Below are 24,064 nucleotides of genomic sequence, written 5' to 3'. Positions count from 1 at the left end.
CCGGTGTCACTAGCCCACCACGGCCTGCATGACGGCCTTGGCGACGGGGCCGGCCGTACCGGAGCCGGAGATCTCCGCACGCGCCGCGTTCGGGTCGTCGACCACGACGGCGACGGCGACCTGCCTGCCGTTCTCGCCCTTGGCGTAGGTGATCATCCAGGCGTAGGGCTTCATGTTGGTCTGCTTGCTGCCCTTGACCCGCTCACCGCGCTCGGCGGTGCCGGTCTTGCCGCCCACGGTCGCGTTCGGCATCTGCACGGGCTTGCCGGTGCCGCCGGAGACGACGGCCTCCATGGCCTCCTGCAGCTTGCGCGCGGTCTCCTCGGACATCGCCTCGCCCATCGACTCCGGGTCGGTCCGCTCGACCGTGTCCAGGTCCGGCGCCTTCAGCTCGTCGACCATGTACGGCTTCATCAGCTTGCCGTCGTTGGCCACCGCGGCGGCGACCATGGCCATCTGCAGCGGGGTGGCCTGGACGTTGCCCTGGCCGATGCCGCCCATCGCGTTGAAGGCGGGGTCGGCCTCGGGGTAGGTGCTGACCTCGGCGCGGACGGGGGTGTAGACCTTCTCGTCGAAGCCGAACTTCGCGGCCTGCTCACGCATCTTCTTGTTCCCCACCTCCTCGCTCACCTTGGCGAAGACGGTGTTGCAGGACCACATGAGGCCGGTCTTGATGGACACGTTGTCGCAGCGGCCGGCGATCGGGTTGCCGATCTTGTTGGGGCTCTGCGGGATCTGGTAGAGGTTCGGCTCCGAGCCCGTGGGCTGGTCCAGGTCGTACGTGCCGTTGTCCAGGGCCGCGGCAGCCGTGACGATCTTGAAGGTCGAGCCGGGCGGGTAGGTCTCCCGCAGCGCCCGGTTGACCATCGGCTTGTCCGGGTTCTCCAGGAGCTTCTGGCGCGCTTCCGCGTCCTCCAGCGAGTTCCCCGAGAAGACGGAGGGGTCGTACGAGGGGGTGCTCACCAGCGCCAGGATCTTGCCGGTCTTCGGGTCCAGCGCCACCACGGCGCCCTTGCGGCTGCCCATCGCCTCGAAGGCCGCCTTCTGCGCCTTCGGGTCGATCGTGGTGACGACGCTGCCGCCCTGGCGGGGCTTACCCATCAGCATGTCGACCGTGGCACCGAAGAAGAGGCGGTCGTCGGTCCCGGTGAGGATCCCGTCGTAGATCTCCTCCAGCTGCGTGGCGCCGAAGGCCTGGGAGGCGAATCCGGTGACCGGGGCCCACATCGGGCCGTCCTTCCAGGTCACCTTGTACTTGAAGTCGCTGCCGGTGGTCTCGGCGTGGCCCGTGACGGACTTCCCGTTGACGATGATGTCGCCGCGCGGCACCGAGTAGCGCTCGATGGCGACCCGGCGGTTGTCCTTGTGCGTACGCAGCTCGTCGCCGTCGACGAACATCAGCCAGTTCACCCGGACGAGCAGGGCCAGTATCAGCAGGCCGGCGAAGATCGCCACCCTGCGCAGGGGCTTGTTCACGGGCGGACCACCTGAGTCATCTCGGCGTCGGGGCTGGAGGCCGGGGCAGGGGCCGGTCTGCGGGCGGTGTCGCTGATCCGCAGCAGGATCGCGACCAGCGCCCAGTTGGCGATGACGGAGGAGCCGCCCTGCGCGAGGAACGGCATCGTCATACCGGTCAGCGGGATCAGCGCGGTCACACCGCCGGCGACCACGAAGACCTGCAGCGCGAAGGCGCCGGACAGGCCCACGGCCAGCAGCTTGCCGAAGGGGTCGCGGGCGGCCAGGGCGGTCCGTATGCCGCGCTGGATGAGCAGCGCGTAGAGGATCAGCACGGCCATGCAGCCGGCCAGGCCCAGCTCCTCGCCGACGGTGGAGAGGATGTAGTCGGACTTGGGGGCGATGCCGCCGATGAGCCGGGAGTAGCCCTGGCCGAGGCCGGAGCCGAGCATGCCGCCGGAGCCGATGGAGTACAGCGCCTGCGCGGTCTCGGTGACACCCATCCCGCCCTGGCCGTCGGGGACGCGGGCCAGCGGGTCCAGCCAGCCGTCCACCCGCGAGCCCACGTGCGGGCTGAGGGAGGCCACCACCACCGCGCCCAGCGCCGAGAGCAGCAGACCGAAGATGACCCAGCTCGTGCGCTCCGTGGCCACGTACAGCATGATCACGAAGAGGCCGAAGATCAGCATCGAGGTGCCCAGGTCCGTCTCCAGGACCAGGATCATGAGGCTCACGCCCCAGATCATCAGGATCGGCCCCAGGTCGCGCCCGCGCGGCAGGTAGATCCCCAGGAAGCGGCGGCTGGCCAGCGCGAGGGCGTCGCGTTTGACCATCAGGTAGCCGGCGAAGAAGACCGCCAGGAAGATCTTGGCGAACTCGGCGGGCTGCAGCGAGCCCACCCCCGGGATCCGGATCCAGATCCGGGCGCCGTAGACCTCCTGGCCGATCCCCGGCACCATCGGCAGCAGCAGCAGCACCAGCGCCACCACCATCGAGATGTACGTGTAGCGCTGCAGGATGCGGTGGTCCTTCAGCAGCATCAGCACGGCGACGAAGAGCGCGATGCCCACCGTCGACCACAGCAGCTGCCGGGGCGCCATCGCGCCGCCCAGCTTCGCCGTGGTGATCGACGGCTCCAGGTCCAGGCGCCAGATCAGCACCAGGCCCAGCCCGTTGAGCAGCACGGCGATCGGCAGCATCAGCGGGTCGGCGTACGGGGCGAAGCGGCGCACCACCAGGTGCGCCACGGCCGCCAGGCAGCCCAGGCCCAGGGTGTAGCCGAGCGCGCCGGCGGGGACGGAGCCGTCCTTGGCGAGGCCGACGTTGATGTAGGCGAACACCGGGATGAGCACGGCGAAGACGAGCATCGCCAGCTCGGTGTTGCGCCGGCTGGGCGCCCCGGCGACGCCGATGGTGGACGTGGTGTGGCTGGAACTACTCATGATCGGTACTCAGGCCCCCCGCAGTCACTTCGGGCACTGGCCCGTGAGCTCCTGCTGCTCCTCGGTGAGGGCGGGCCCGTTCTTCGCCTCGCTGGTCTCGAGCAGCTCACAGACCTCGGCCTGCTTGCGCAGCTCCTCGGTCTTCTCCCGGGCCTGGGGAAGGCTGTTCGCGGTAATGGTCTTCTGCACCTGGTCCTGCTGGTACTTCGGCAGGTACTTGAGTTCGATATCGGTGTCCTCGGTCACCTTCGACAGCGAGATCCAGGCGAGCTTCTGCTCGATGCCCTGGTAGACCGCCACCCGGTCGTCCTGGACGCCGACGTAGTACTGGTCCTGGGTCCACTCGTAGGCCCGGTAGGCCCCGTAGCCCAGCCCGCCCAGCACCAGCGCCAGCACCAGGCCGCGCTTGAGCCGGCGGAAGCGCGGCGGGGGCTTGAGGAAGTCCTCGTCGTTGTACGCCAGCCCGTAGGCGTCATCGTCGTCGTCGCGGCCGCCGCCCCCGCCGCCGCCGGGCGGGCCGAAGCCGCCGGCCTGCGGCGGCACGGGGCGGCCGAGTCCGGCCGCGCGCCCCGCCGGGGTCTGCATGGAGGAGGGGGTGGTGATCTGCTGCTGGTTCTCCGCGACCGCGCCGACCACCACGGGGGTGTCGTTGAGCTGCGCGGCCAGGGTGTCGTTGTCGTCCACGTCCAGCACGTCGGCGACGATCACCGTGATGTTGTCCGGGCCGCCGCCGCGCAGCGCGAGCTGGATCAGCTCCTGCACCGTCTCGTACGGGCCCTGGTAGCCGGCGAGGGTGTCCTGCAGCGTCTCGTGGCTGACGACGCCCGACAGCCCGTCGGAGCAGATGAGGTAGCGGTCGCCGGCGCGCACCTCGCGGATGGACAGGTCCGGCTCCACGTGGTCGCCGGTGCCCAGCCCGCGCATCAGCAGCGAGCGCTGCGGGTGCGTGGTGGCCTCCTCCTCGGTGATGCGGCCCTCGTCGACCAGTCGCTGCACCCAGGTGTGGTCCTGGGTGATCTGCGTCAGCTGCCCCTCGCGCAGCAGGTACGCGCGCGAGTCGCCCACGTGCACCAGGCCCAGGCGCTGGCCCGTCCACAGCAGGGCGGTCAGGGTGGTGCCCATGCCCTCCAGGCGCGGGTCCTCCTCGACCATGTCGCGCAGCCGGTCGTTGGCGCGGCGGACCGCGTCGCCCAGCGAGGTGAGCAGGTCGGAGCCGGGGACGTCCTCGTCGAGGTCGACGATGGTGGAGATCACCTCGGAGGAGGCGACCTCCCCGGCCGCCTGGCCGCCCATGCCGTCGGCGATCGCCAGCAGCCGGGGACCGGCGTAGCCCGAGTCCTCGTTGTGCTCACGGATCATGCCCTCGTGCGAGCCGGCCGCAAAGCGCAGGGAAAGGCTCATGCGCACCTCGCCCGTCGGCTCCGGGTACATCCGCATGGTGCCCACCCTCCGGTCATGGTCGGTGTTACTTCCGCAGCTCGATGACGGTCTTGCCGATCCGGATCGGCGCGCCCAGCGGGATCGGCATGGGCGTGGTCAGCCGTGCCCGGTCCAGGTACGTGCCGTTGGTGGAGCCCAGGTCCTCGACGATCCACCGGCCGTCGCGGTCCGGGTAGATCCTGGCATGCCGCGAGGAGGCGTAGTCGTCGTCCAGCACGATCGTCGAATCGTGCGCCCGGCCCAGCGTGATGGTCTGCCCCTGCAGGCTGACCGTCGTGCCGGCGAGGGAGCCCTCGGAGACGACGAGCTTGGTCGGGGCGCCCCGCCCGGCCCGGCGCCCGCCGCCGCCCCGGGACTCCTGGCGGGCCGACTGCCGGCTGGGCGCGGGCCGCTCGGCCTGCGGGCGTGCGGCGGCGCGCTGGGTCACCCGCGTACCGAAGAGGTCGCTGCGGATGACCTGGACGGCCACGATGACGAACAGCCACAGTACGGCGAGGAAACCCAACCGCATGACCGTGAGGGTCAGCTCTGACATTGCCCCCGCTTCACCCTTCGGCTTGCCGGAAAACGATGGACGTGGAGCCCACGACGATCCGGGAGCCGTCGCGGAGCGTAGCGCGCTTGGTGTGCTGCCCGTCCACCACGATCCCGTTCGTGGACCCCAGATCCTGCACTGTCGCGGCGTTTCCGTCGACCCTGACCTCGCAGTGCCGCCGCGAGACGCCCGGGTCGTCGATGCGTACGTCGGCCTCGGTGGAGCGGCCCATGACCAGCGTGGAGCGGGAGATCTGGTGGCGGACACCGTTGATCTCCACCCAGCTGCGCAGCTGGCCGCCGCCGGGCGCCCGCGAGGGGACCGGGGGCGGGGCGCTGCGGCCCTGGTAGCCGCCGCCGGGTGCCTGGTAGCCGCCGGGGGCGCCGCCCGCCGGGGGCGCGCCGGGGCGGCGCGGGGGCGCCTGGGGCTGCTGCTGGGACTGGCTGGAGGCGAGGGTGCGGCTGCGGACCCGGTAGAGGCCCGTGTCCAGGTCGTCGGCCTTCTCCAGGTGCACCTTTATCGGGCCCATGAAGGTGTAGCGCTGCTGGGTGGCGTAGTCGCGCACCATGCCGGCGAGCTCCTCGCCGAGCTGTCCGGAGTAGGGGGCGAGGCGGTCGTAGTCGGGAGCGGAGAGCTCCACGATGAAGTCGTTGGGGACGACCGTGCGCTCGCGGTTCCAGATGGTGGCGTTGTTGTCGCACTCGCGCTGGAGGGCGCCGGCGATCTCCACCGGCTGGACCTCGGACTTGAACACCTTCGCGAAGGTGCCGTTGACGAGTCCTTCCAGCCGCTGTTCGAAGCGCTTCAGCACTCCCATCGGGCACCTCCCTTCGTCATGGCTCTCAGGGGGCCCCCGCTCGCCGGGGTCCCCGATCCTCGAACATCCATCCCGTACCGGCCACTGATCGTATCCACGCCCGGGGGAACGGGCTGGTTCCGCGTTCCGCCGTCACCGCGATGTCGTCTCGCTCACATCGCACGCCCCCGCACCTGTCGCTTCCACCCTGGATGGTACGGGCGATGCGCATCCAGTGTCCCGCACCGAGGGACCCCGGCGGCACAGGGGAAGCGCAACGCCCCGGCCGTCCGCGCGGGGCGTGCGGGTGCGCGGGCCCGCGGGGCGTGCTCCGGGCTGTGCGTATGCCCTCGGGGTGCGGACCCGAAACGGATGTGATTCCACCCTGGGGGCCGTGCTAATCTTCTGAATGTCGAAAGGCGCCGCAGGGCCCCGGAGACACACCCAATGCGCGGGTGGCGGAATAGGCAGACGCGCTGGATTCAGGTTCCAGTGTCCGAAAGGACGTGGGGGTTCAACTCCCCCCTCGCGCACAGACGAAGGACCCCCGGTTCGCCGGGGGTCCTTCCTCGTTTCCGGGGCTCCTGCGGGTGGCCGCCGTGCTCCGGGTGGCCGCCGCGGCCACCCGGAGCATGCGGGGGTCAGTCCTCCAGCGTCAGGCGGTGCACCCCGCCCTGCCGGGTGCCCACGTACAGCGCGCCGGCGTCCGGGGCCGCCGCCAGGGAGAGGACGTCGGTGTTCTGCAGGCCGGCGGAGACCGAGCGCCAGCTCTTCCCGCCGTCCGTCGAGCGCAGCACACCGCGGGCGCCGAGCGGGACCTCGCCCGGCAGCCAGGAACCGGTGGTGGCGGCGTACCAGCTGCCACCCGCCTTCAGCAGCGCCGACACCGACAGGCGCAGACCGCCCTCGTCGGCGTCGTGGAAGCTGCGCCCGCCGTCGGTGGAGTAGCGCAGCGAACGGCCGCCGACCAGCATCCGGGAGCCGTCGAAGGCGATCGCGGTGACCTCACCCGCGAACTCGTCCGCCGCCCGCTTGACCGTGGCGCCGAAGTCGTCGGAGTAGTACAGGCCGCCGTAGCCGCCCAGCCAGATCCGGCCCGCGTCGACGGGATCGGCCTCGATCGCCCCGAAGCGGTCGTCGTGCCGGTGCATACGCCAGCGCGCGCCGCCGTCGACGGTGGTGTAGACGCCCGCCTTGTTCCAGGCCCGGAAGCCGATGGCCACCTTCTCGGGGTCGCGCGGGTCGACCATCAGCGAGGCGGCCTTGAGGTCGGGCTCCTCGTGCCGGCCCCGGTCCTGCCAGGTGCGGCCGCCGTCGGTGCTCTTCTGCACCAGGAACGAGCCGAAGGGCTCGGCGTGGATCCGCCAGACGATGCGCGGGTCCTTCGCCCAGGCCTTCATGAACGGGATGTCCGCGCCCTGGGTGCCCTCGTGCTCGCCGGCGCCCCACTCGGGGCTCTTCGCCGGCAGGTCGGTGGCGTACATGCCCCGGCTGCTGCCCGCCAGCAGCCGGCCGTCGGCCACCGCCAGCGAGGGGATGTCGGAGCCCTGGACGCCGATGCGGACGGGCTCGGCCCCCTCCGCGGCGCGGTAGATGCCCGCGCTGAGGGCGCTGGTGGTGTACGAGCCGTCGGCCCAGACGTCGAAGTCCTGGCTGAAGGTGCCGTCGACCGGTCGCACCACCCTCGTCCAGGTGCGGCCCGCGTCCCGGCTCAGCTCGCTCACCCCTGCCTCGGAGCTGTCGTAGTAGACGGCGCCGCTGTCGACGTTCACGTGACCGCGGTCCGTACGCGAGACGCTCCAGGTGCGGCCGCCGTCCGCGCTGAGGTGCAGACCGCCGCCCGCGCCCAGGACCTGGAGCGCGAGGAGCCGGTCGTCGCCGGTGAAGCGCCAGATGATCTGGCTGGAGGTGACGGTGCGGACCTTCTCGGCCGGCTGGGGCGAGGCCCCGGCCAGCGAGCGGACCGCCCAGATGCTCTTGCCGGAGCGGACGAACAGGTCGTCGCCGCCCATGCTGACGGACGTGACCGAGGCGGGCAGCCCCAGCTCCTCGTACGCCCAACTCGCCCCGCCGTCCCGGCTGATCAGCAGTCCGTCATAGGTCTGCGCGACGAGCACCTTCGCGGCGGCGTCGGAGACCAGCGCCAGATAGGGGGTGTCGGGGGCGCCGGTGCGCTGGAAGGTGCGGCCGTTGTCGTCGGTACGCAGGATGCCGCCGCCGCCCACCGTCCAGGACTGGGCGCCGGCCGCGAGCCACCAGCGGTCGGCGTTGCGCGGGTCGACGACGATGAACGGCTCGCTGAAGCCGGCGCCCATGAACGGGGTGCGGGTGCGCTGCGTCCAGGACTTCCCGCGGTCGGTGCTGGTGAAGGCGCCGGGGGCCCCGGAGACGCCCACCACGGCGCGGTCGCCGTCGGAGGGGGAGAGGGTGACGCTGCCGTCGGTGTTGTTCGGGCCGATCGGCGTCCACTTGCGGCCCGCCTCGTTGGGGCCGACGACCTCGAAGCCGCCGACGCCCCACTGGCGCACGCCCGCCTCGGTGGTGGAGCGGGCGGTCACCCGGTAGAAGCCGGGGACCGTGCCCGCCACGTCCGCACGGAAGTAGTGCGGGTCCCCGGTCCGCTGGGTGCCCACCGTACTCGCGGGGCCCTTGGGCGGCTGGACGGTGAGCTGCGGCGGCTCGCTGTACGCGGTCGGCGTACGCACGTAGAGCTGCGCGGCGCCGTCCGTGGGGTCCGGGGTCGCCTCGACGGTCAGCGGCGCGGCGTCCAGCAGGTACGGGACGGTGAGCGCGTGGCCGGCGGCCGGCCTGACGCTGACGGCGCCCGCGAAGTGGCGGGCCGCGTCGGGGCGTTCGCCGGTCACGGTGAGCCTGAGCTGCGTGCTGGCGCCCGCCGGGAGGGAGACGGTGGCCGGCGAGACGGACGCGCCCGCGCCGGAGACCGACACCGGGCCGCTCAGCGTCTCGCTGCCCGAGTTGGTGACGGTGAGCGTCGCCGACTCGGTGAAACGCTTCTCCGCCAGGTCCGCCAGGCCCATCGACACGGTGGCCGGGGCGGCGGTGAGCGCCTGGTCGGCGGCGGCCACCGCGTCGAGGCGGCCGGCGCCCTGGGTGAGGGTGTCCACGCCCGCCAGGTGCTTCGCGGAGCCGGTGAGCGCCGCGCCGAGCTGGGCGGCGGTGCGCTCGGGGTGCAACTGGTGCAGCAGCGCCGCGGTGCCCGCGACCAGCGGGGAGGCCATCGAGGTGCCGGACATGCGGGTGGTACCGGTGGTGAAGGCGGCCGTGGGCGCGGTGGAGCGGATCTCCACACCGGGGGCGACCAGGTCGGGCTTCAGCCCGAGCGCCGCGTCGGGTCCGCGCGAGGAGAACGAGGCGACCTCGTCGGTGGAGTCGCGCCCGGAGAGGGTCAGCTTGGCGTCCGTACCGGCCAGGGCGGCCAGTTCGGCGCCCTGGTAGGAGTCCACGCCCAGGACGACGAGTCGGTCCATGCGCAGCTCGTCGCCCGAGGCCAGCGGGCCGGCCGCGAGCCGGGCCTCGCCCTTGGCCAGGGGCGCGCCCGGCATCGGCTGCCGGGCGCCGATGCCGATGCCGCCCCCGCCGCCTCCGCCGTTGCCGCCGCTGCTGACCCCGCCGATGATCGCGAGGGCGCCGCGCCGCTCGGCCTCCTGGTAGAGCCGCTGGTCGTCGGAGAGCTCCGCGACGTTGGTGCCCGGCGCGACCGCGTACAGCAGGATCTTCCCGCTCAGGTCGCCGGCCGCGTCCAGTTCCTCGGGGCTGCCCCGGCCGATGTCCGCCACGCCTGCCGTGACCGGCTCGGCGGGCGGGTTGGCGGAGACCGCGCCGCGGTAGGTGTCGAGCTTGGTGCCGCTGCCGGCCGTACGCACCTCGGGGATGCGCACCCCGCTGGTGGAGGCGCCGACGGCCAGGACGCCCCGCGCGGAGGCGGGGGAGTTGACCGTGTAGGCGCCGGGACCGGTGTTGCCCGCCGAGGCCACGACGAGGATGCCCGCGTCGGCGGCGGCGGTGGCCGCGCGCCCGAGGGGGTCCAGGCCGTCCAGGCCGTTGCCCAGGCTCAGGTTGATGATGTCGGCGCGGTGCGGGTTCGCCGGGTCCGCGGCGGCCTCGATCGCGGCGATGATGTGGGAGTCCCAGCCGCCGTACTGGTCCAGTGCCCGGTACGCGAGCAGCGTGGCGTCCGGTGCGGCGCCGGTGACGCCGCCCTCGGCGGCCGCCTTGGCGGCGATGGTGCCCGCGACGTGCGTGCCGTGGCCGCCCCCGCGCGGGTTCCAGGTGTCGACCTCGTCCATGGGGTCCGCGTCGCCCGCGTGGAAGTCGTAGCCGGCCACGACCTTGCAGCCCTCGCCCAGGCAGCCGCCCAGATCGGGGTGGGTGTAGTCAACGCCGGTGTCGATGACCGCGACGGTGGTGCCCCGGCCGGTGGCCCGTACGCCCGCGGCGTCCGTGCGCTCCCAGAGCTTCGGCACCCCGGTCAGGGCCTGGGCGTCGGCGTTGAGCGGCTTGGACCTCGTGTCGGGGAGGACCGACTTCACACCGGGAAGCTTCTTCAGCTTCGCCACGTCGCCCGTCTCGACCGTCATGGCGACGGCGTTGAGCAGCAGCGTGTGGCGGCGTACGGACGTCGCGGTGATGCCCGCGTCCTTCGCCCTCGCCAGCAGCGCGTCCTGCTTGCCGCCCAGCGCCTTGCGTCCGGCCGCCACGTCGGCGGCCCGGGCGTTCCTGGGCGAGCCGGGCGCGGCCTGGAGCGCCGCGGCGTCCGCCAGCTCGACGATGACCCGCTGCTTGCCCGGAGTCTTGGATTCCGCCGACGCGGCCGAGGACGGGACTGCCGTGAGCAGCCCGCCCAGCACGGCGGCGGTCAGCCCTATGTGCGCAGTTCTTCGATGTGAGTACCCCATGAAGGCTTCCTAACGGGACGGGGGCGAGAACGGCAACGATTCGCCCCGGCCCATTGCTGCCGCTGGCACAGGTGGGCCACGATCACCGGCATGTCCCACGAGCTGGCACCCGTCGGTATCGACGCCTTCGACGAGCAGGTCTACCGGGCTCTGCTGGCCTGCCGGGCTGCCTCTCCCGCCGAGCTGGCGGGCGGGCTCTCCACCTCATCCGACCGTGTAGTAAGGGCACTTGACCGCCTGCACGCGCGCGGACTGGTCGGGCGGATGTCGGGGGTGCGGCGCCGTTACGCGGCCATCGACCCCCAGCACGCCGTCGAGGCGCTGATCCAGAAACGCAGCGCCGAGCTGGGGCAGGTCCGTTCCGCCGCCGCCGAGCTGGCGCGGCTCTTCGAGGCGGCCCGGGGCGGGGAGGCGGAGGAGGTCGAGATCGTCTCCGGGCGCGAGGCGCTGGGGCGCTGGTTCGTACGGCTGCAGCAGGAGGCCAAGGAGCAGGTCCGCACCCTGGACCGGCCGCCGTACGCGCTGACCACCGCCAATCCGGTGGAGGAGAACGCGATGCGCGGCGGCGTGGCCTACCGCGCGGTCTACGCACCCGAGGCGCTGGAGTGGCCCGGTGTGCTGGACGACATCCGGCACCTGGTGGCGCACGGCGAGGAGGCCCGGGTGCTGCCCGGCCTGCGGCTCAAGCTCGCCATCGCGGACGAGACGCTGGCGCTGATGCCGCTCTCGCTGGACCTGACGGACGTCCGGGCCGCGGTCATCCGGCCCTCCTTGCTGCTGGACGCGCTGACGCACTACTGGCAGTTGTGCTGGGAGCAGGCGACCCCGCTGCTCACCTCCCAGCCCGCCGCAGATGACGGGAGCGGCGAGGGGGCCGAGGAGGACGGGCCCGCAGAGGAGGACCGGCTGCTGCTGGCACTGCTGGTCAGCGGGCTGAAGGACGAGGCGATAGCGCGCCAGCTCGGTTGGTCGGTACGGACCATGAGGCGCCGGATGAGCCGGTTGCACGAGCAGCTCGGCGCCGTGAACCGCTTCCAGGCGGGCGCCGTCGCCGCGCGCCGGGGCTGGATCTGAGAGGCTGCCGCCCGAGCCCGGATGGCGGATGTTTCACGTGAAACATCCGCCATCCGGGCAAGGTGTGCACACGAGATGTTTCACGTGAAACATGACCTGTCGGCCGCCCGTGCGCGGGTCCTGCACCCAGGGGCCGATCGGCGATAGCGTTCAGGCGCAGGTCCGCCGCGCCCTCCCCGCCGGGAGGCCGCGGCGGGAACCCCGCCCGCAGGGCGCTCGTTGGTCACATCGGGCGGACTGAGCAGTCCTCAGGAACGCAGTCGTCAACCGTCACACAGTCAAGCGGCGCTCCCGCGCCGGATGGAGCAGGGATCAACCATGGGTGTCAGCCTTTCCAAGGGCGGGAACGTCTCGCTGACGAAGGAGGCCCCCGGCCTCACCGCGGTCATCGTGGGTCTCGGCTGGGATGTCCGTACGACCACGGGGACGGACTTCGACCTCGACGCCAGCGCGCTGCTCGTCGGCGCGGACGGCAGGGTCGCCTCCGACAAGAACTTCATCTTCTTCAACAACCTCAAGAGCCCGGACGGCTCGGTCGAGCACACCGGCGACAACCTCACGGGTGAGGGCGAGGGCGACGACGAGCAGGTCAAGGTCAACCTGGCCGCCGTCCCCGCCGACATCGACCGCATCGTCTTCCCGGTGTCGATCTACGAGGCCGAGGGCCGCCAGCAGAGCTTCGGCCAGGTCCGCAACGCGTTCATCCGCGTGGTCAACCAGGCCGACAACGCCGAGCTGGCGCGCTACGACCTGAGCGAGGACGCCTCGACCGAGACCGCGATGGTCTTCGGCGAGCTGTACCGCAGCGGCGCGGACTGGAAGTTCCGTGCGGTGGGCCAGGGTTACGCCTCGGGGCTGCGCGGCATCGCGCAGGACTTCGGCGTCAACGTCTGAGCCGTCCAGCCGGCCGAGCGGTCCGTCCCCGAACGGGGGCGGGCCGCTTCGTCGTATCGGCTGGATCGGCTGGATCGGCTGCGGCGGCGAAAACCCTCCTCTCCCCGGCCGCTGTTGACGTACCGACTACCCTTTCCGCAGCGAGAACGGGGCTGCCACCAGGCGGTCTTCGAACGGGGAGGGTCAGATGCCAGCCACCGACACCGTCCGGCTGCCCGAGGTCGAGGGCTTCGCCCCGCCGCGCGGCGCGACCTCCCCCAAGGAGCACGGCAAGGCGCTGCGCGGCCGCCTCCCCCGCGCCGAGCAGGCGCGCTTCACCACCCGGCCCGGCCGCCCCGCCGTCGCCGACGCCGTGGAGTCCTCCGCACGCGGCCGGATCGAGGAGCTGATCCCGATCCGCACCGGGCGGATGGCCGCCGGCCCCTTCGCCTTCCTGCGCGGCGCCGCCGGGCTGATGGGCCACGACCTCGCGCCACTGCCGCACACCGGGCTGGGCGCCCAGCTCTGCGGCGACGCCCACGCGGCCAACTTCGGGCTCTACGCCGACGCGCGCGGCGCGCTGACCATCGACATCAACGACTTCGACGAGACCGTCCACGGCCCCTGGGAGTGGGACCTCAAACGCCTCGCCACCTCCCTGGTCCTCGCCGGCCGCGAGTCGGGCGCGGGCGAGGACGCCTGCCGGGACGCCGCCCGCGACGCCGCCGGCGCCTACCGGCGCACCATGCGGCTGCTGGCCAGGCTCCCCGTACTGGACGCCTGGAACGCGCTGCCCGACGAGGAGCTGGTCTCCCGCACCGACGCGCACGACCTGCTCGGCACCCTGGAGCGGGTCGCGCAGAAGGCCCGGCGCAACACCAGCGCCCGCTTCGCCGAGCGCAACACCGTCGAACTCCCCGACGGCACCCGCCGCTTCACCGACGCCCCGCCCGTCCTGCGCCGGGTCGACGACGCCGAGGCGGCGGCCGTCGCCGCCTCACTCGCCGACTACCTGCGCACCCTCCCGCCGGACCGCCACCCGCTGCTCGCCCGCTACCGGGTGCAGGACGTGGCCTTCCGCATCGTCGGCACCGGCAGTGTGGGCACCCGCAGCTATGTGGTGCTGCTCCTGGACCACCGGGGCGGCCCGCTGGTGCTGCAGGTGAAGGAGGCGCGCCCCTCCGCACTCGCCCCGTTCACCGCCGCCGCCGGCTTCCCGCAGCCGCCCGTCGCGCACGAGGGGCGGCGGATAGTCCTGGGCCAAAAGCAGATGCAGGTGGTCAGCGACAGCCTGCTGGGCTGGACGAGCGTGGGCAAACGCCCGTACCAGGTGCGGCAGTTCCGCAACCGCAAGGGCAGTGTCGACCCCGTGGAACTGCTCCCCGAGCAGCTCGACGACTACGCGCGGATGACCGGCGCCCTGCTGGCCCGCGCCCACGCGCACAGCCTCGACCCCCGGCTGGTCGCCGGCTACGCGGGCCGCTCGGACGAACTGGACGAGGCGGTCGCCGACTTCGCCCGCGCCTACGCGGACCGTACGGAGGCCGACCACGCGGAGCTGCTCAAGGCCGTCGCCGCCGGCCGCCTCGCGGCGGAGACGGGCGTCTAGGGGCGGGGCTGGGTGTGCAGGGGCGGGCCGGGCGTGACTAGCGCAGCTCGCGCGGCGGGGTGCGCCGGGCGTCGACCTTCTCGGTACGCACCAGCTCGCCCCAGACCACGTAGCGGTAGTTCGAGGTGTACATCGGCGTGCAGGTGGTCAGTGTGATGTAGCGCCCGGCCCTGGCCCTGCCCGAGCCCTCCGGCACCGGCTTCAGCACGCCCACGTTGAACTTCGAGGTCGAGGGGAGCGTGGCGAAGGTCTTGTAGACGTACCAGGTGTCCTTCGTCTCGAAGACGATCGGGTCACCGATGCCGATCTTGTGGATGTTGTGGAACTTCGCGCCGTGGCCGTCGCGGTGCGCGGCCAGGGTGACGTTGCCCTGCTTGTCCCAGGGCATCGCGGAGGCCAGCGGGTCGCGGTAGTAGCCCGCGACCGCCTTGTTGAGGATCTTCGGCGAGGTGCCCGCGCGGACCAGCACCTCGTCCGCCATCGACGGGACGTGCAGGAAACCGATCCCGCCCCTGGTGTCGAGCGCGCCCGGCTTCTCGGGGGCGCCCTGCCAGGTGTCGCGCAGCCGGTCGCCCATGCGGCCCGCCTCGCGGTTCGCCTCGACGTTCGTCCACCACAGCGAGTAGGCGACGAAGAGCGCCAGCACCACACCGACGGTGATCAGCAGCTCGCCCGTGAAACTGACGGTCGCCGCCAGCACGCCGCGAGAACGGGGCCGGGCCGGCCGGTGAGCCCCGGCGGGGCCGGGACCGCCCGGCGCCGCGGGCTGCGGCGCCCGGTGCGACGGCCGCCCGCCGCCCGCCCAGCTGGGCGTACCCCGCGAGTTGTCCGTGACCGTCAACGCCCGCCCCGATCCTCAGAAGCCGTGGTCCTACCCCTGCCGGAGACCGCGGTCCCCCGTGTCTCAGCCCGCGAGCGCATCCGGCACACCTGCGCTCCGCGGCAGCTCGTCGACCATAACGCCCCAGACGATCAGCCGATATTTCGACGTGAACTCGGGCGTGCAGGTGGTGAGGGTGATGTACCGGCCCGGTTTGGTGAATCCCGACCCCACCGGCACCGGCTCGATCACCGAGGTGTTCGCGGGGCTGGTCGAGGGCAGCTGACGGGTGACCTTGTACACGTAGTACGTGTGCTTCGTCTCCACGATGACCTGGTCGCCGGCCACGAGGGTGTTGATGTAGCGGAACGGCTCGCCGTGGGTGTTGCGGTGCCCGGCGATGGCGAAGTTGCCCGTCCGGTCCCAGGGCATCGCGGTCTTCAGCTCGCCGTCGTTGTAGTGCCCGATCAGTCCCTTGTCCAGCACCTTCACCTTGTCGACGCCCTCCGCCACCGGGTCGTCGATGCCCAGCTTGGGGATGTGGACGATGGCGAAGCCCTCGCCCGGGTCGTAGCCGCCGGCGGCGCGGTCCTTCGCGCTGCCGGCGCCGCGCTCGGCGGGCTTGGCGTCCTTCGGGTCGGCCGTCGGGCCGTCCTGCTCCGGGGCGGCCCACTCCTTCCGCAGCTGCTTCGCCTGGTTGCCGGAGTTGCGGTCGGCGAGCACGTTGGTCCACCACAGCTGGTAGGCCACGAAGAGCAGCATCAGGGCACCGAAGGTGATGAAGGTCTCGCCCGCGATCCGGCTCGCCATCAGCTGGCGCTGCTGCTTGGCGGCGCGCGCGGCCCGCCGGGCGGCCGTCCGGCTGCCCGCGACGGGCGCCGCCGACTCGGCCGACTCGCCGGCGGGATCCTCCGCAGGGTAGTCGGCGGGCCCGAGCAGCTTCGCGGCGAAGGCGGCCCGCAGCTCACCGACCCGCAGCGCCATCGTCCGGTCGGCGGCCTGCTCCCGCACCGCACCGGCCCCGGCACGGACTTCGGGCGCGGGGGGGATGGAGGGCTGGACGGTACGTATCTGGGTGGTCGGCACGTCGTGCACGGGCGGCGCGGGCGGCGCGGGCGGCAGGGGCTCGGACCACTGCGGCACCGGCACGGGCTCGGGTATCCGCTCCGGCTCAGGGATCCGCTCGGGCTGCGGCTCCGGCTGCCGTACGGACCCATCCACCGGAGCGCCCCAGGGCACTCCCGCCGCCGGACGGACCGGCTCCGCCACCGGCGCCTCGGCCGGCGCGCCCTCCTGGGCAGGATCCACCGGCGGGGCGGCCGCCACGTCCTGGGCGGGCATGGCACGCCGGGGCTGGAACCACGAGGAGTCAGCCGCGGTCGGCTCCTCCCGCAGCGGCTCGGGCCGGGACTCGGGCCGGGGCTCCGCCCGTCCGTCGCTCACCGGGGCCGGAGCCTGCTCCCCGCTCACCCTGCCGCCGCCGTGCCCGCGACCGCGGCCACCACCGGCGCGAGCCCCTCCGAACGCACCACCGCGCCCGTATCGCCGCACTCCTCCAGCCAGTTGGCCAGCATCCGGTGGCCCCACTCGGTGAGCACCGACTCCGGGTGGAACTGCACGCCCTCGACCGGCAGGTCCCGGTGGCGCAGCCCCATCACGATGCCGCTCTGCGTCTCCGCCGTGATCCGCATCTCGTCCGGCACGGTCGCGCGCTCCACGGCCAGCGAGTGGTACCGCGTCGCGGTGAAGGGCGAGGGCAGCCCGCGGAAGACGCCCGTCCCCTCGTGGCGGACGGGTGAGGTCTTGCCGTGCAGCAGCTCCGGCGCGCGCCCGACGACGCCGCCGTAGGCCACGGCCATCGACTGCAGCCCCAGGCAGACCCCGAAGACGGGGATTCCGGCCGCCGCGCAGTGGCGCACCATGTCGATGCACACGCCCGCCTGCTCCGGCGCCCCGGGGCCGGGGGAGAGCAGCACACCGTCGAAGCCCGCCCCGGCGTGCGACGGCGAGACCTCGTCGTTGCGCAGGACCTCGCACTCGGCGCCCAACTGGTACAGGTACTGCACCAGGTTGAAGACGAAGCTGTCGTAGTTGTCCACGACCAGGATGCGCGCGCTCATGCTCCGCGCCCCTCGTCCACCGTCACCTCGCCGAAGGGAAGCAGCGGCTCCGCCCACGGGAAGACGTACTGGAAGAGCAGGTAGACGATGCCCAGCACGAGCAGCAGGGAGACCAGCCCGCGCAGCAGCGCGTTCCCCGGCAGATGACGCCAGATCCAGCCGTACATGTGCCCCTCTTCACGCTCGCCGCCACGAGGGCGCCGCGCCCTTCGCCGTACCAGGGTAACGATCGGCCCCAGCGTACGGCCGGTTGTCCACAGGCGCTCCGGCCGCCCCTGTGCACTCGGCCACAGTGGCGGCGCCGCCCGCCCGGCCGGGCCGAACCTGTCGGGGCCGGTCAGTCCACCGGCTGCGCGTAGCGCAGGTCGACCGTGCCCGCGTAGCCGGGCAGGTCGGTCTCCCGGTGCCGCTCGACCTGCCAGCCCAGTCCGTACGCGGCCACGTAGCGCTGGTAGTTGCGGATCGACGGCGCCGCGTCCAGCGCCTCGCGCAGCCGCCCGGGGTCGCCGACGGCCGTCACGGTGTACGGCGGGGAGTAGACGCGGCCCTGCAGGATCAGGGTGTTGCCGACGCAGCGCACCGCGCTGGTGGAGATCAGCCGCTGGTCCATGATCCGGATCCCCTCGGCGCCGCCCTGCCACAGGGCGTTCACCACGGCCTGCACGTCCTGCTGGTGGATCACCAGGTCGTCGGGCTGCGGCTCGGGGACGCCCGGGATCAGCGCCCTGGCGTCGGGCGGGGCGTCCTGCAGGGTGACGCTCAGGCCGGGGCCCCGCAGCGCCCCGGTCCCGGCGGCGTCCGCCAGCGCGCGCATGCGGCGGCGGGCGGCCGGGTCGGGGGCGAGGTCGCGGTCGGCGAGGACGTCGTTGCCGGCGCGCAGCTCTGAGGTACGGGCGTCCAGGTCGGCGTTGGAGGCGTCACGTTCGTGGATGAGGTCGCTGAGCCGCAGCATCGAGTCGTCGGTGCGCAGATTGACGCCCTTGGCGGTCTGGAAACTCGTCCAGAACAGCAGGCCGGCGAGGGTGAAGACCGCCAGTGTCAGCACCCGCGCAGGTCGCGGTCGGGACACGGGAAGGTGTCGAGGGAAATTCCTCACAGTACCTTTAGCTCCTTCCCACGCTGGAAGGCACTACGCTAACGGACGCCTGGGGGTAGGACAGGTCCGGCGGACATGCTTCCCGACCAGGGGATCCCCGCCCGCGTCAGCAGCATCGACAGGAGTTTCTCTCGTGCCGAAGTCACGCATCCGCAAGAAGGCCGACTTCACCCCGCCCCCCGAGCGGACGGCCCAGAGCATCAACCTGCGCGGCAGTGGCCCGCGCCGGCTGGTCGCGCCGCTCATGCTGGCGCTCTTCCTGATCGGGCTCGCCTGGATCGTCGTGTTCTACGTGACGTCCGGCGACTTCCCCGTCGGTGCGCTGGACAACTGGAACATCGTGGTGGGCTTCGGCTTCATCGCGGCGGGGTTCGTGGTCTCCACCCAGTGGAAGTAGGCCGCCGGGCGGGGGCGCCGGCATCGACGGCAGCCCCCGCCTGCGGGCCCTTCCGCAGAGTTATCCACAGGCCGTCCACAGCTGTGCACAAAAGACGACGATCTGTGGATAGCCTTCATGGCGTTGACGCCGGTGTGACCATTCGCTCAGGCCCGCGCAGGGCCCGTACACCCTGATCTTCCTGCGGAAACGCAGATCCGCTCGGCCGCGGACGGCGGCCTGAAGCGTCATGCACAGGCCACACACCAGCCTGTGGACAACTTGAGGGATGGCCCCCGCCCGGCCCCGCCTCCAGCGCGTGGACGACGTCCACGCGGGGCAGAGCCGGGCGGCCCGTGCCTGCCAGCGCTTGTCAGCGCTTGTCGATGCTGACCGACTCCACCACCACGTCCTGCACCGGACGGTCGTTGCGGCCGGTGGCCGTACCCGCGATGGCGTCGACGACCTTCTTGCTGGCCTCGTCCTCGACCTCGCCGAAGATGGTGTGGCGGCGGTCCAGGTGCGGCGTCGGCGCGACGGTGATGAAGAACTGCGAGCCGTTGGTGCCCGGGCCGGCGTTCGCCATGGCCAGCAGGTAGGGCTTGTCGAAACGCAGCTCCGGGTGGAACTCGTCGGCGAACTCGTAGCCCGGCCCGCCCATGCCGTTGCCCAGCGGGTCGCCGCCCTGGATCATGAAGCCGGGGATGACACGGTGGAAGACGGTGCCGTCGTAGAGCTTGTCGGTGGACCGCTTGCCCGTGGCCGGGTTGGTCCACTCGCGCTCCCCCTCCGCGAGCTCGACGAAGTTGGCGACGGTCTTGGGCGCGTGGTTCGGCAGAAGCTTCACCGTGATGTCGCCGTGGTTGGTCTTCAGGGTGGCGTACAGCTGCTCAGCCACGATCTACCTTCCCTAGTCTGCTTGGACGGCTACCGATCCTGCCACGAAGCGGAAGCGATCCGGACCAGTGCGCCGGGACACGCGGGCGATCCGGCCGATGAGCTTGACGCGGGCCGACTTCCGCCCCCCGTGTTTCGCCCCCTCCGCGCGCCCGCGGCCCTTCCGCAGGCCCCGCGCCTTTCGCCCGGGCACGGATCGTGGCATTGTCGGAGACAACGCTCCCTCTTGCACCTCTTGTTCTTTTTTGGGCTAGTTCGACATGCCGTCGTCGAGGCTCGGATGCATGATCTGAGAGCGGGTGGACAGGCGCTCCCCAGGCTTACCGGGCCCAACCGGGCGCGCGGCCCGCACTCGGTGTCTTCGCCCCGCACGACGCCCGTGTACGAGCGCGCCGAACCAGCCGACTGCCACGAGGAGGATGATCCCGTGACCCGCACACACGGCGTGAAACGCGGCGTGCACACGTCCGGCGGCACCGCCAAGGAGACCGTGAGGAACGCGGCCGAGGCGATGGCGCCGTACGCCGACGCGGCCAGGGAGCAGGGCCGGCACCTGGCCGGCCAGTGCGCCCACACCGCCCGCCACGTGGCCGCCGGAGCGCGCGAGCGCCTCGCGCCCAAGGTCGCCGACCTGGCCCACGACGCGCACCGCACCTACGAGAAGCAGGTCGTGCCCAAGGTCTCCGAGGCCGCCTACCTGACCCGCGCCGTCGCCCTGCCGACCGCGCAGCACGCGGTCCAGGACGCCGCCCACGAGGCCGCCTCCCGCTCCACCGCCGCGCTGCGGGCGCTGCGCGGCCAGGTCACCCCGGCGGAGATCGCCGCCCTGTCCCGCCGCCGGCACCGCCGCCGCAGCGCCGCCCGCGCGGTCCGTACCGTCGCCGTGCTGGGCGCCGTGGGGGCCGGCGCGCTGGCCGCCTGGCGCTGGTGGGACCGGCAGGCCAACCCGGAGTGGCTGGTCGAGCCGCCCGAGGCGACCGAGGTCGGCGAGACGTACGTGGAGGAGACCCTCGTCTACCGCTCCGAGGACTCCGCCGCCGAGGCCGTACTCGACCCGGAGGTGCAGGCCAAGCAGTCCGAGGAGGAGCTGCTGGAGGACGCGGCGTCCGACCCGGCGGACGCGACGCGCACCTCCTTCGAGACCTACGAGCGCGAGGCTCGGGACTGACCCGGACGCGCCCCGGTCCGGCCGTCCGCCGGACAGCACCGGCCCGGTCGGAGTAGAAACGGGGAGGGCCCGAAGCCGCAACTTGGTCTTGCGACTTCGGGCCCGCCCGCGTCTGCGCCGCGCTACCTGAGGACCTGGAGCACCAGCCCACCGCTCCAGGACTCGAGCAGATGGCGGTGCACGGCCGTGACGCCGCCGGAGCAGGCGGCGTCCAGCGCATCGCGGGTGAAGGTGGTCGTGGAGACGAACAGCGCCACGTCCGCCCGCCGCAGCACCTTCGCGTCGCCGATGAACTTGCGCACCTCACCGCTGTAGACCGGGCGGAAGGGCGCGAAGTTCTTGCACTGGACGACGAGCGAGCGGCCGTCGGCGGTCCGGCCCGCGATGTCGATGCCCCGGTCGTGGGCCCCGCCGGTCACCTTGACGCCGGTGCAGCCGTCCCGGCGCAGCAGCTCCGCGACGTGGCGCTCGAACTCCCGCCAGCCCATGGCGTCCATCGCGGCCATGACCCCGGGAAGCGGGCGGCCGGGGGAGGGCCCGAGCCGGATGCCGTCGAGGCGGGCCTTCATGTCCGCGAACTCCCGGTGGAGCTCGCCGATCTCCGTGTGGTGCTCACCGAGGGTCTTGATGATGGCGTTGACCATGGGGGTGAGGGTCTTGCCGAGGGTGTCGGCGAGACGGCGGTCGAACCAGTCGTTCAACTCCTCTGCGTAGTTATCCACAGGCCCGGCGCCGGAGTTATCCACAGGCCGACTGCGGACGGCGGTCTCCACGTCGAGAAGGTACGTACGCACCTGACGTGCGACTTCACTGTCACGCAGAAGCATGGCGACGTTGAGGACGGCCCGACGGGAGAAGACAGCGAGGGACGCAGACTGTGACTGAATGTAACTGAGCTCCTTGAAGGAGCTCAGTTCTGCACCTGTCAAAACCCGGTACCCGCTGGCTTCGAGCTCGTCGCGGTGGTCAAGCACGAGAGAGCGGACGGCCTTGATGCCGACCCCGAAGTACTCCGCCACCATCGCCGTCGTCACATGCATCCCGTCCGGCAGCAGCGACAGCACCCTGACCCGGTCGAGCACGTCGGTCCGCTCGCACACGCTCGTGCGCAGGCTCCTCGACTCCAGCAGTACGGCTTCGTGGATCATCGTCGGCCCCTCCCACTAGACGGGGGAGAAGCCCGCTGCTCCGCCCCCGTACGGGCTAACGAATCCGTAGATATGAAGACACGCCTGTGTTTAGCATGCGTATTCGGTACACATCTTTCGTCGGCGGAGGACGCCGGGCACGAAAAACGCCCCCCGATCCGCGATCCGCGGTCAGGGGGCGTCCACCGGGTGGAGCCTAGGAGAGTCGAACTCCTGACATCCGCCATGCAAAGACGGCGCTCTACCAACTGAGCTAAGGCCCCGGGTGTCCCGAACAGCGTACCCGGTCCTCCGGGGGATGCCGAAAAGCTTTCCCGGTCGGGCGTTCCCTGCCCCCGGGCCCCTGTGGCCGCACGGCCGTGCTCCGTAGGATGCGAGGCGGAACTTCGCAGCAGTGAAGGGCGCGCAGGAGCGCATCAGGGGAGGCCGCAGCCATGGACGACACGCGCAGAGAAGCCGGTGAGCGGGCGCGCGAACAGCAGCGCGGCTGGTACGGGGAGCCGCTGGGCGTCCTCTTCCGCCGGCTGATCGAGGACCTGGGCCTCAACCAGGCCCGGCTGGCCGCGGTGCTGGGCATCTCCGCCCCGATGCTCTCCCAGCTGATGAGCGGCCAGCGCGCCCGGATCGGCAATCCGGCGGTCGTCCAGCGCGCGCAGGCGCTGCAGGAGCTGGCGCAGGAGGTCGCCGTCGGCGGCGTCAGCGCGGGGGAGGCCGCGACGCGCATGGAGGAGATCCGCCGCTCCGCCGGCGGCGCGGTGCTGGGCACCGCGACGGGCACCGCCACCACCGGCGCGGCCCCCGTGCGCCGGGTCGTACGCGAGATCCAGTCGCTGCTGCGCTCGGTCGCGGGGGCGGCCGACATCATCGACGCCGCGGATTCCCTCGCCCCCGACCACCCCGAACTGGCAGAGTTCCTGCGGGTGTACGGTGCCGGACGGACCGCGGACGCGGTCGCGCACTACGAGGCACACCAGGGTTAGACCGGAGCGACAGGGGGCGGGCGGGGCGCCATGGGTGAGGTCTTCGCCGGAAGGTACGAGCTGATCGACCCGATCGGCAGGGGCGGCGCGGGCGCGGTCTGGCGCGCCTGGGACCGCCGCCGCAGGCGGTATGTGGCGGCGAAGGTGCTCCAGCAGAGCGACGCGCACGCGCTGCTGCGCTTCGTGCGCGAGCAGGCGCTGCGCATCGACCATCCGCACGTGCTGGCCCCGGCGAGCTGGGCGGCCGACGACGACAAGGTCCTCTTCACGATGGACCTGGTGTGCGGCGGCTCCCTGGCCCACCTGATCGGGGACTACGGCCCGCTTCCGCCGCGCTTTGCGGCCGAGTTGCTGGACCAGCTGCTGGCGGGGCTGGACGCGGTGCACGCGGAGGGCGTGGTGCACCGCGACGTCAAGCCGGCGAACATCCTGCTGGAGGTGACCGGGACGGGGCGCCCGCATCTGAAGCTCTCCGACTTCGGCATCGCGATGCGCAAGGGCGAGGCGCGCCTGACGGAGACGGACTTCGTGGTCGGTACGCCGGGCTATGTCGCGCCGGAGCAGATGCTGGGCGCGGAGCCGGACTTCCCGGCGGACCTCTTCGCGACGGGGCTGGTGGGGCTCTATCTGCTGACCGGGGTGAAGCCGGACGGCAAGGAGGTCTTCGAGTGGTTCCTGCGCGAGGGCACGCCCCCGCCGCCCGCGGGGGTGCCGGCGCCGCTCTGGCAGGTGCTGGCGGGGCTGCTGCAGCCGGATCCGCAGGCCCGTTTCCGTACGGCGACGGGGGTGCGCAGGGCGCTGGCCTCGGCAGTGGAGCTGCTGCCGCAGGAGGGGGCGGACGCGGAGCCGGTGGAGGTCTTCGACCAGATCGGGCCGCTCCCCCGGGGGTACGGGGCGCAGGGGCCGGTGAGCGCCGCCGGGGGCTTCGGGCCGGCGCCGGCCTCCCCCGCCTCGCCCACCGGGAGCTTCCCGCTCGCGCCGCCGGTGACCGCACAGCCCGTGCAGCCCGCACAGCCCGTGCACCCCGCGACGCCGCCCGGTTCACTGCCCGCGACGCCGCCCACCCCGCCGCCCGCGGCCGTCGCGACGGGTGATCCGACACCGCCGACCATGCCGGTGGGGATGCCGGAGCCGACGCGGCAGTACACGGCCGCGCATCCGCCCGCGCCGCCCGCGACGACCGCCCCCCGGGCCCGTACCGCGCCCTCCGGCCCGTCCGCGAAGGTGGCGGCCGCGGTGCTCGTCGTGGCGCTGGCCTGCCTGGGCGCGGGCGTGTGGGCGCTGCTCACGGGGTAGCGCACGGGTGCGTACGCACACCG

The 24,064-nt window shown here is 72.5% G+C and carries 20 protein-coding genes and 2 tRNA genes; 8 read left to right on the top strand and 14 right to left on the bottom strand.

Annotation, left to right across the window (positions count from 1 at the left end; genetic code table 11):
* Positions 1-9 precede the first annotated feature (9 nt).
* The 5 genes from ACFQLX_RS03255 to ACFQLX_RS03235 are packed head-to-tail and all read right to left on the bottom strand — an operon-like array spanning position 10 to position 5,689.
* The gene (locus ACFQLX_RS03255) at positions 10-1,476 is read right to left on the bottom strand and encodes a peptidoglycan D,D-transpeptidase FtsI family protein (RefSeq protein ID WP_386411676.1); all 1,467 of its coding nucleotides are present in this window, start codon (positions 1,474-1,476) and stop codon (positions 10-12) included.
* A complete protein-coding gene (locus ACFQLX_RS03250) occupies positions 1,473-2,897 on the bottom strand; it encodes an FtsW/RodA/SpoVE family cell cycle protein (RefSeq protein WP_386411674.1) in 1,425 nt (474 codons plus the stop codon). Before ACFQLX_RS03250 ends, ACFQLX_RS03255 begins: the two co-directional genes overlap by 4 nt.
* Before the next feature lie 24 nt (positions 2,898-2,921).
* The gene (locus ACFQLX_RS03245; RefSeq protein ID WP_386411672.1) at positions 2,922-4,334 is read right to left on the bottom strand and encodes a Stp1/IreP family PP2C-type Ser/Thr phosphatase; all 1,413 of its coding nucleotides are present in this window, start codon (positions 4,332-4,334) and stop codon (positions 2,922-2,924) included.
* Positions 4,335-4,362: 28 nt separating this feature from the next.
* Positions 4,363-4,872 carry an FHA domain-containing protein FhaB/FipA gene (locus ACFQLX_RS03240; protein WP_386411670.1) on the bottom strand — a complete coding sequence of 170 codons (510 nt, stop codon included), beginning with the start codon at positions 4,870-4,872 and terminating at the stop codon, positions 4,363-4,365.
* A gap of 10 nt (positions 4,873-4,882) precedes the next feature.
* Positions 4,883-5,689 (bottom strand): FhaA domain-containing protein, encoded by an 807-nt coding sequence (locus ACFQLX_RS03235; RefSeq protein WP_386411668.1) that lies wholly within the window; start codon positions 5,687-5,689, stop codon positions 4,883-4,885.
* A gap of 428 nt (positions 5,690-6,117) precedes the next feature.
* Here ACFQLX_RS03235 and ACFQLX_RS03230 point away from each other — a divergent pair.
* Positions 6,118-6,201: transfer RNA gene (locus tag ACFQLX_RS03230), tRNA-Leu, on the top strand.
* Between the two features lie 108 nt (positions 6,202-6,309).
* Here the strand turns inward: ACFQLX_RS03230 and ACFQLX_RS03225 are convergent.
* Positions 6,310-10,584 carry a S8 family serine peptidase gene (locus ACFQLX_RS03225; RefSeq protein WP_386411666.1) on the bottom strand — a complete coding sequence of 1,425 codons (4,275 nt, stop codon included), beginning with the start codon at positions 10,582-10,584 and terminating at the stop codon, positions 6,310-6,312.
* 90 nt (positions 10,585-10,674) lie between these two features.
* On the opposite strand from ACFQLX_RS03225, the gene ACFQLX_RS03220 reads away from it, so the two are divergent.
* From ACFQLX_RS03220 to ACFQLX_RS03210, 3 genes are all read left to right on the top strand, one after another.
* The gene (locus ACFQLX_RS03220; protein ID WP_386411665.1) at positions 10,675-11,658 is read left to right on the top strand and encodes a helix-turn-helix domain-containing protein; all 984 of its coding nucleotides are present in this window, start codon (positions 10,675-10,677) and stop codon (positions 11,656-11,658) included.
* Positions 11,659-11,976: 318 nt separating this feature from the next.
* Positions 11,977-12,552: a TerD family protein gene (locus ACFQLX_RS03215; RefSeq protein WP_386411663.1), complete on the top strand. Its 576-nt coding sequence runs from the start codon at positions 11,977-11,979 to the stop codon at positions 12,550-12,552.
* 187 nt (positions 12,553-12,739) lie between these two features.
* Positions 12,740-14,140, top strand: a complete 1,401-nt coding sequence (locus tag ACFQLX_RS03210) for a DUF2252 domain-containing protein (protein ID WP_386411661.1) — start codon at positions 12,740-12,742, stop codon at positions 14,138-14,140.
* 37 nt (positions 14,141-14,177) lie between these two features.
* Here ACFQLX_RS03210 and ACFQLX_RS03205 read toward each other — a convergent pair whose 3' ends face one another.
* The 5 genes from ACFQLX_RS03205 to ACFQLX_RS03185 all read right to left on the bottom strand — a co-directional run bounded on the left by ACFQLX_RS03205 (position 14,178) and on the right by ACFQLX_RS03185 (position 18,149).
* Entirely contained in the window at positions 14,178-14,840 is a 663-nt protein-coding gene (locus ACFQLX_RS03205; RefSeq protein ID WP_386411659.1) for a class E sortase, read from the bottom strand.
* Between the two features lie 204 nt (positions 14,841-15,044).
* Positions 15,045-16,403 (bottom strand): class E sortase, encoded by a 1,359-nt coding sequence (locus tag ACFQLX_RS03200; protein WP_386411657.1) that lies wholly within the window; start codon positions 16,401-16,403, stop codon positions 15,045-15,047.
* A gap of 23 nt (positions 16,404-16,426) precedes the next feature.
* Positions 16,427-17,080 (bottom strand): aminodeoxychorismate/anthranilate synthase component II, encoded by a 654-nt coding sequence (locus ACFQLX_RS03195; RefSeq protein ID WP_386411655.1) that lies wholly within the window; start codon positions 17,078-17,080, stop codon positions 16,427-16,429.
* Positions 17,077-17,247 (bottom strand): hypothetical protein, encoded by a 171-nt coding sequence (locus tag ACFQLX_RS03190; RefSeq protein ID WP_386411653.1) that lies wholly within the window; start codon positions 17,245-17,247, stop codon positions 17,077-17,079. Before ACFQLX_RS03190 ends, ACFQLX_RS03195 begins: the two co-directional genes overlap by 4 nt.
* A 170-nt stretch (positions 17,248-17,417) precedes the next feature.
* The gene (locus ACFQLX_RS03185; RefSeq protein ID WP_386411651.1) at positions 17,418-18,149 is read right to left on the bottom strand and encodes a DUF881 domain-containing protein; all 732 of its coding nucleotides are present in this window, start codon (positions 18,147-18,149) and stop codon (positions 17,418-17,420) included.
* Between the two features lie 160 nt (positions 18,150-18,309).
* Between ACFQLX_RS03185 and crgA the strand changes: the two genes are divergently transcribed.
* Entirely contained in the window at positions 18,310-18,573 is a 264-nt protein-coding gene (crgA, locus tag ACFQLX_RS03180) for a cell division protein CrgA (RefSeq protein ID WP_386411649.1), read from the top strand.
* Between the two features lie 352 nt (positions 18,574-18,925).
* On the opposite strand, the gene ACFQLX_RS03175 is transcribed toward crgA, so the two are convergent.
* Positions 18,926-19,450 carry a peptidylprolyl isomerase gene (locus ACFQLX_RS03175; protein WP_386411647.1) on the bottom strand — a complete coding sequence of 175 codons (525 nt, stop codon included), beginning with the start codon at positions 19,448-19,450 and terminating at the stop codon, positions 18,926-18,928.
* Positions 19,451-19,876: 426 nt separating this feature from the next.
* On the opposite strand from ACFQLX_RS03175, the gene ACFQLX_RS03170 reads away from it, so the two are divergent.
* Entirely contained in the window at positions 19,877-20,617 is a 741-nt protein-coding gene (locus ACFQLX_RS03170; RefSeq protein WP_386411645.1) for a DUF5324 family protein, read from the top strand.
* A gap of 122 nt (positions 20,618-20,739) precedes the next feature.
* Here ACFQLX_RS03170 and ACFQLX_RS03165 read toward each other — a convergent pair whose 3' ends face one another.
* Complete coding sequence (locus ACFQLX_RS03165) at positions 20,740-21,765, bottom strand: restriction endonuclease (protein WP_386411643.1); 1,026 nt, start codon at positions 21,763-21,765, stop codon at positions 20,740-20,742.
* 190 nt (positions 21,766-21,955) lie between these two features.
* A tRNA-Ala gene (locus tag ACFQLX_RS03160) sits at positions 21,956-22,028 on the bottom strand.
* Between the two features lie 171 nt (positions 22,029-22,199).
* On the opposite strand from ACFQLX_RS03160, the gene ACFQLX_RS03155 reads away from it, so the two are divergent.
* Together ACFQLX_RS03155 and ACFQLX_RS03150 are read left to right on the top strand one after the other, a co-directional pair.
* Positions 22,200-22,745, top strand: a complete 546-nt coding sequence (locus tag ACFQLX_RS03155) for a DNA-binding protein (RefSeq protein ID WP_386411641.1) — start codon at positions 22,200-22,202, stop codon at positions 22,743-22,745.
* Positions 22,746-22,775: 30 nt separating this feature from the next.
* A complete protein-coding gene (locus ACFQLX_RS03150; RefSeq protein ID WP_386411640.1) occupies positions 22,776-24,041 on the top strand; it encodes a serine/threonine-protein kinase in 1,266 nt (421 codons plus the stop codon).
* The last annotated feature ends 23 nt before the right edge of the window (positions 24,042-24,064 follow it).

It is taken from the genome of Streptomyces polyrhachis, from assembly GCF_042663125.1.
Taxonomy (GTDB): Bacteria; Actinomycetota; Actinomycetes; order Streptomycetales; family Streptomycetaceae; genus Streptomyces; species Streptomyces polyrhachii.
The sequence above is the reverse complement of the archived record's forward strand: the minus strand, read 5'-3'. Positions and strand labels throughout refer to the sequence as shown.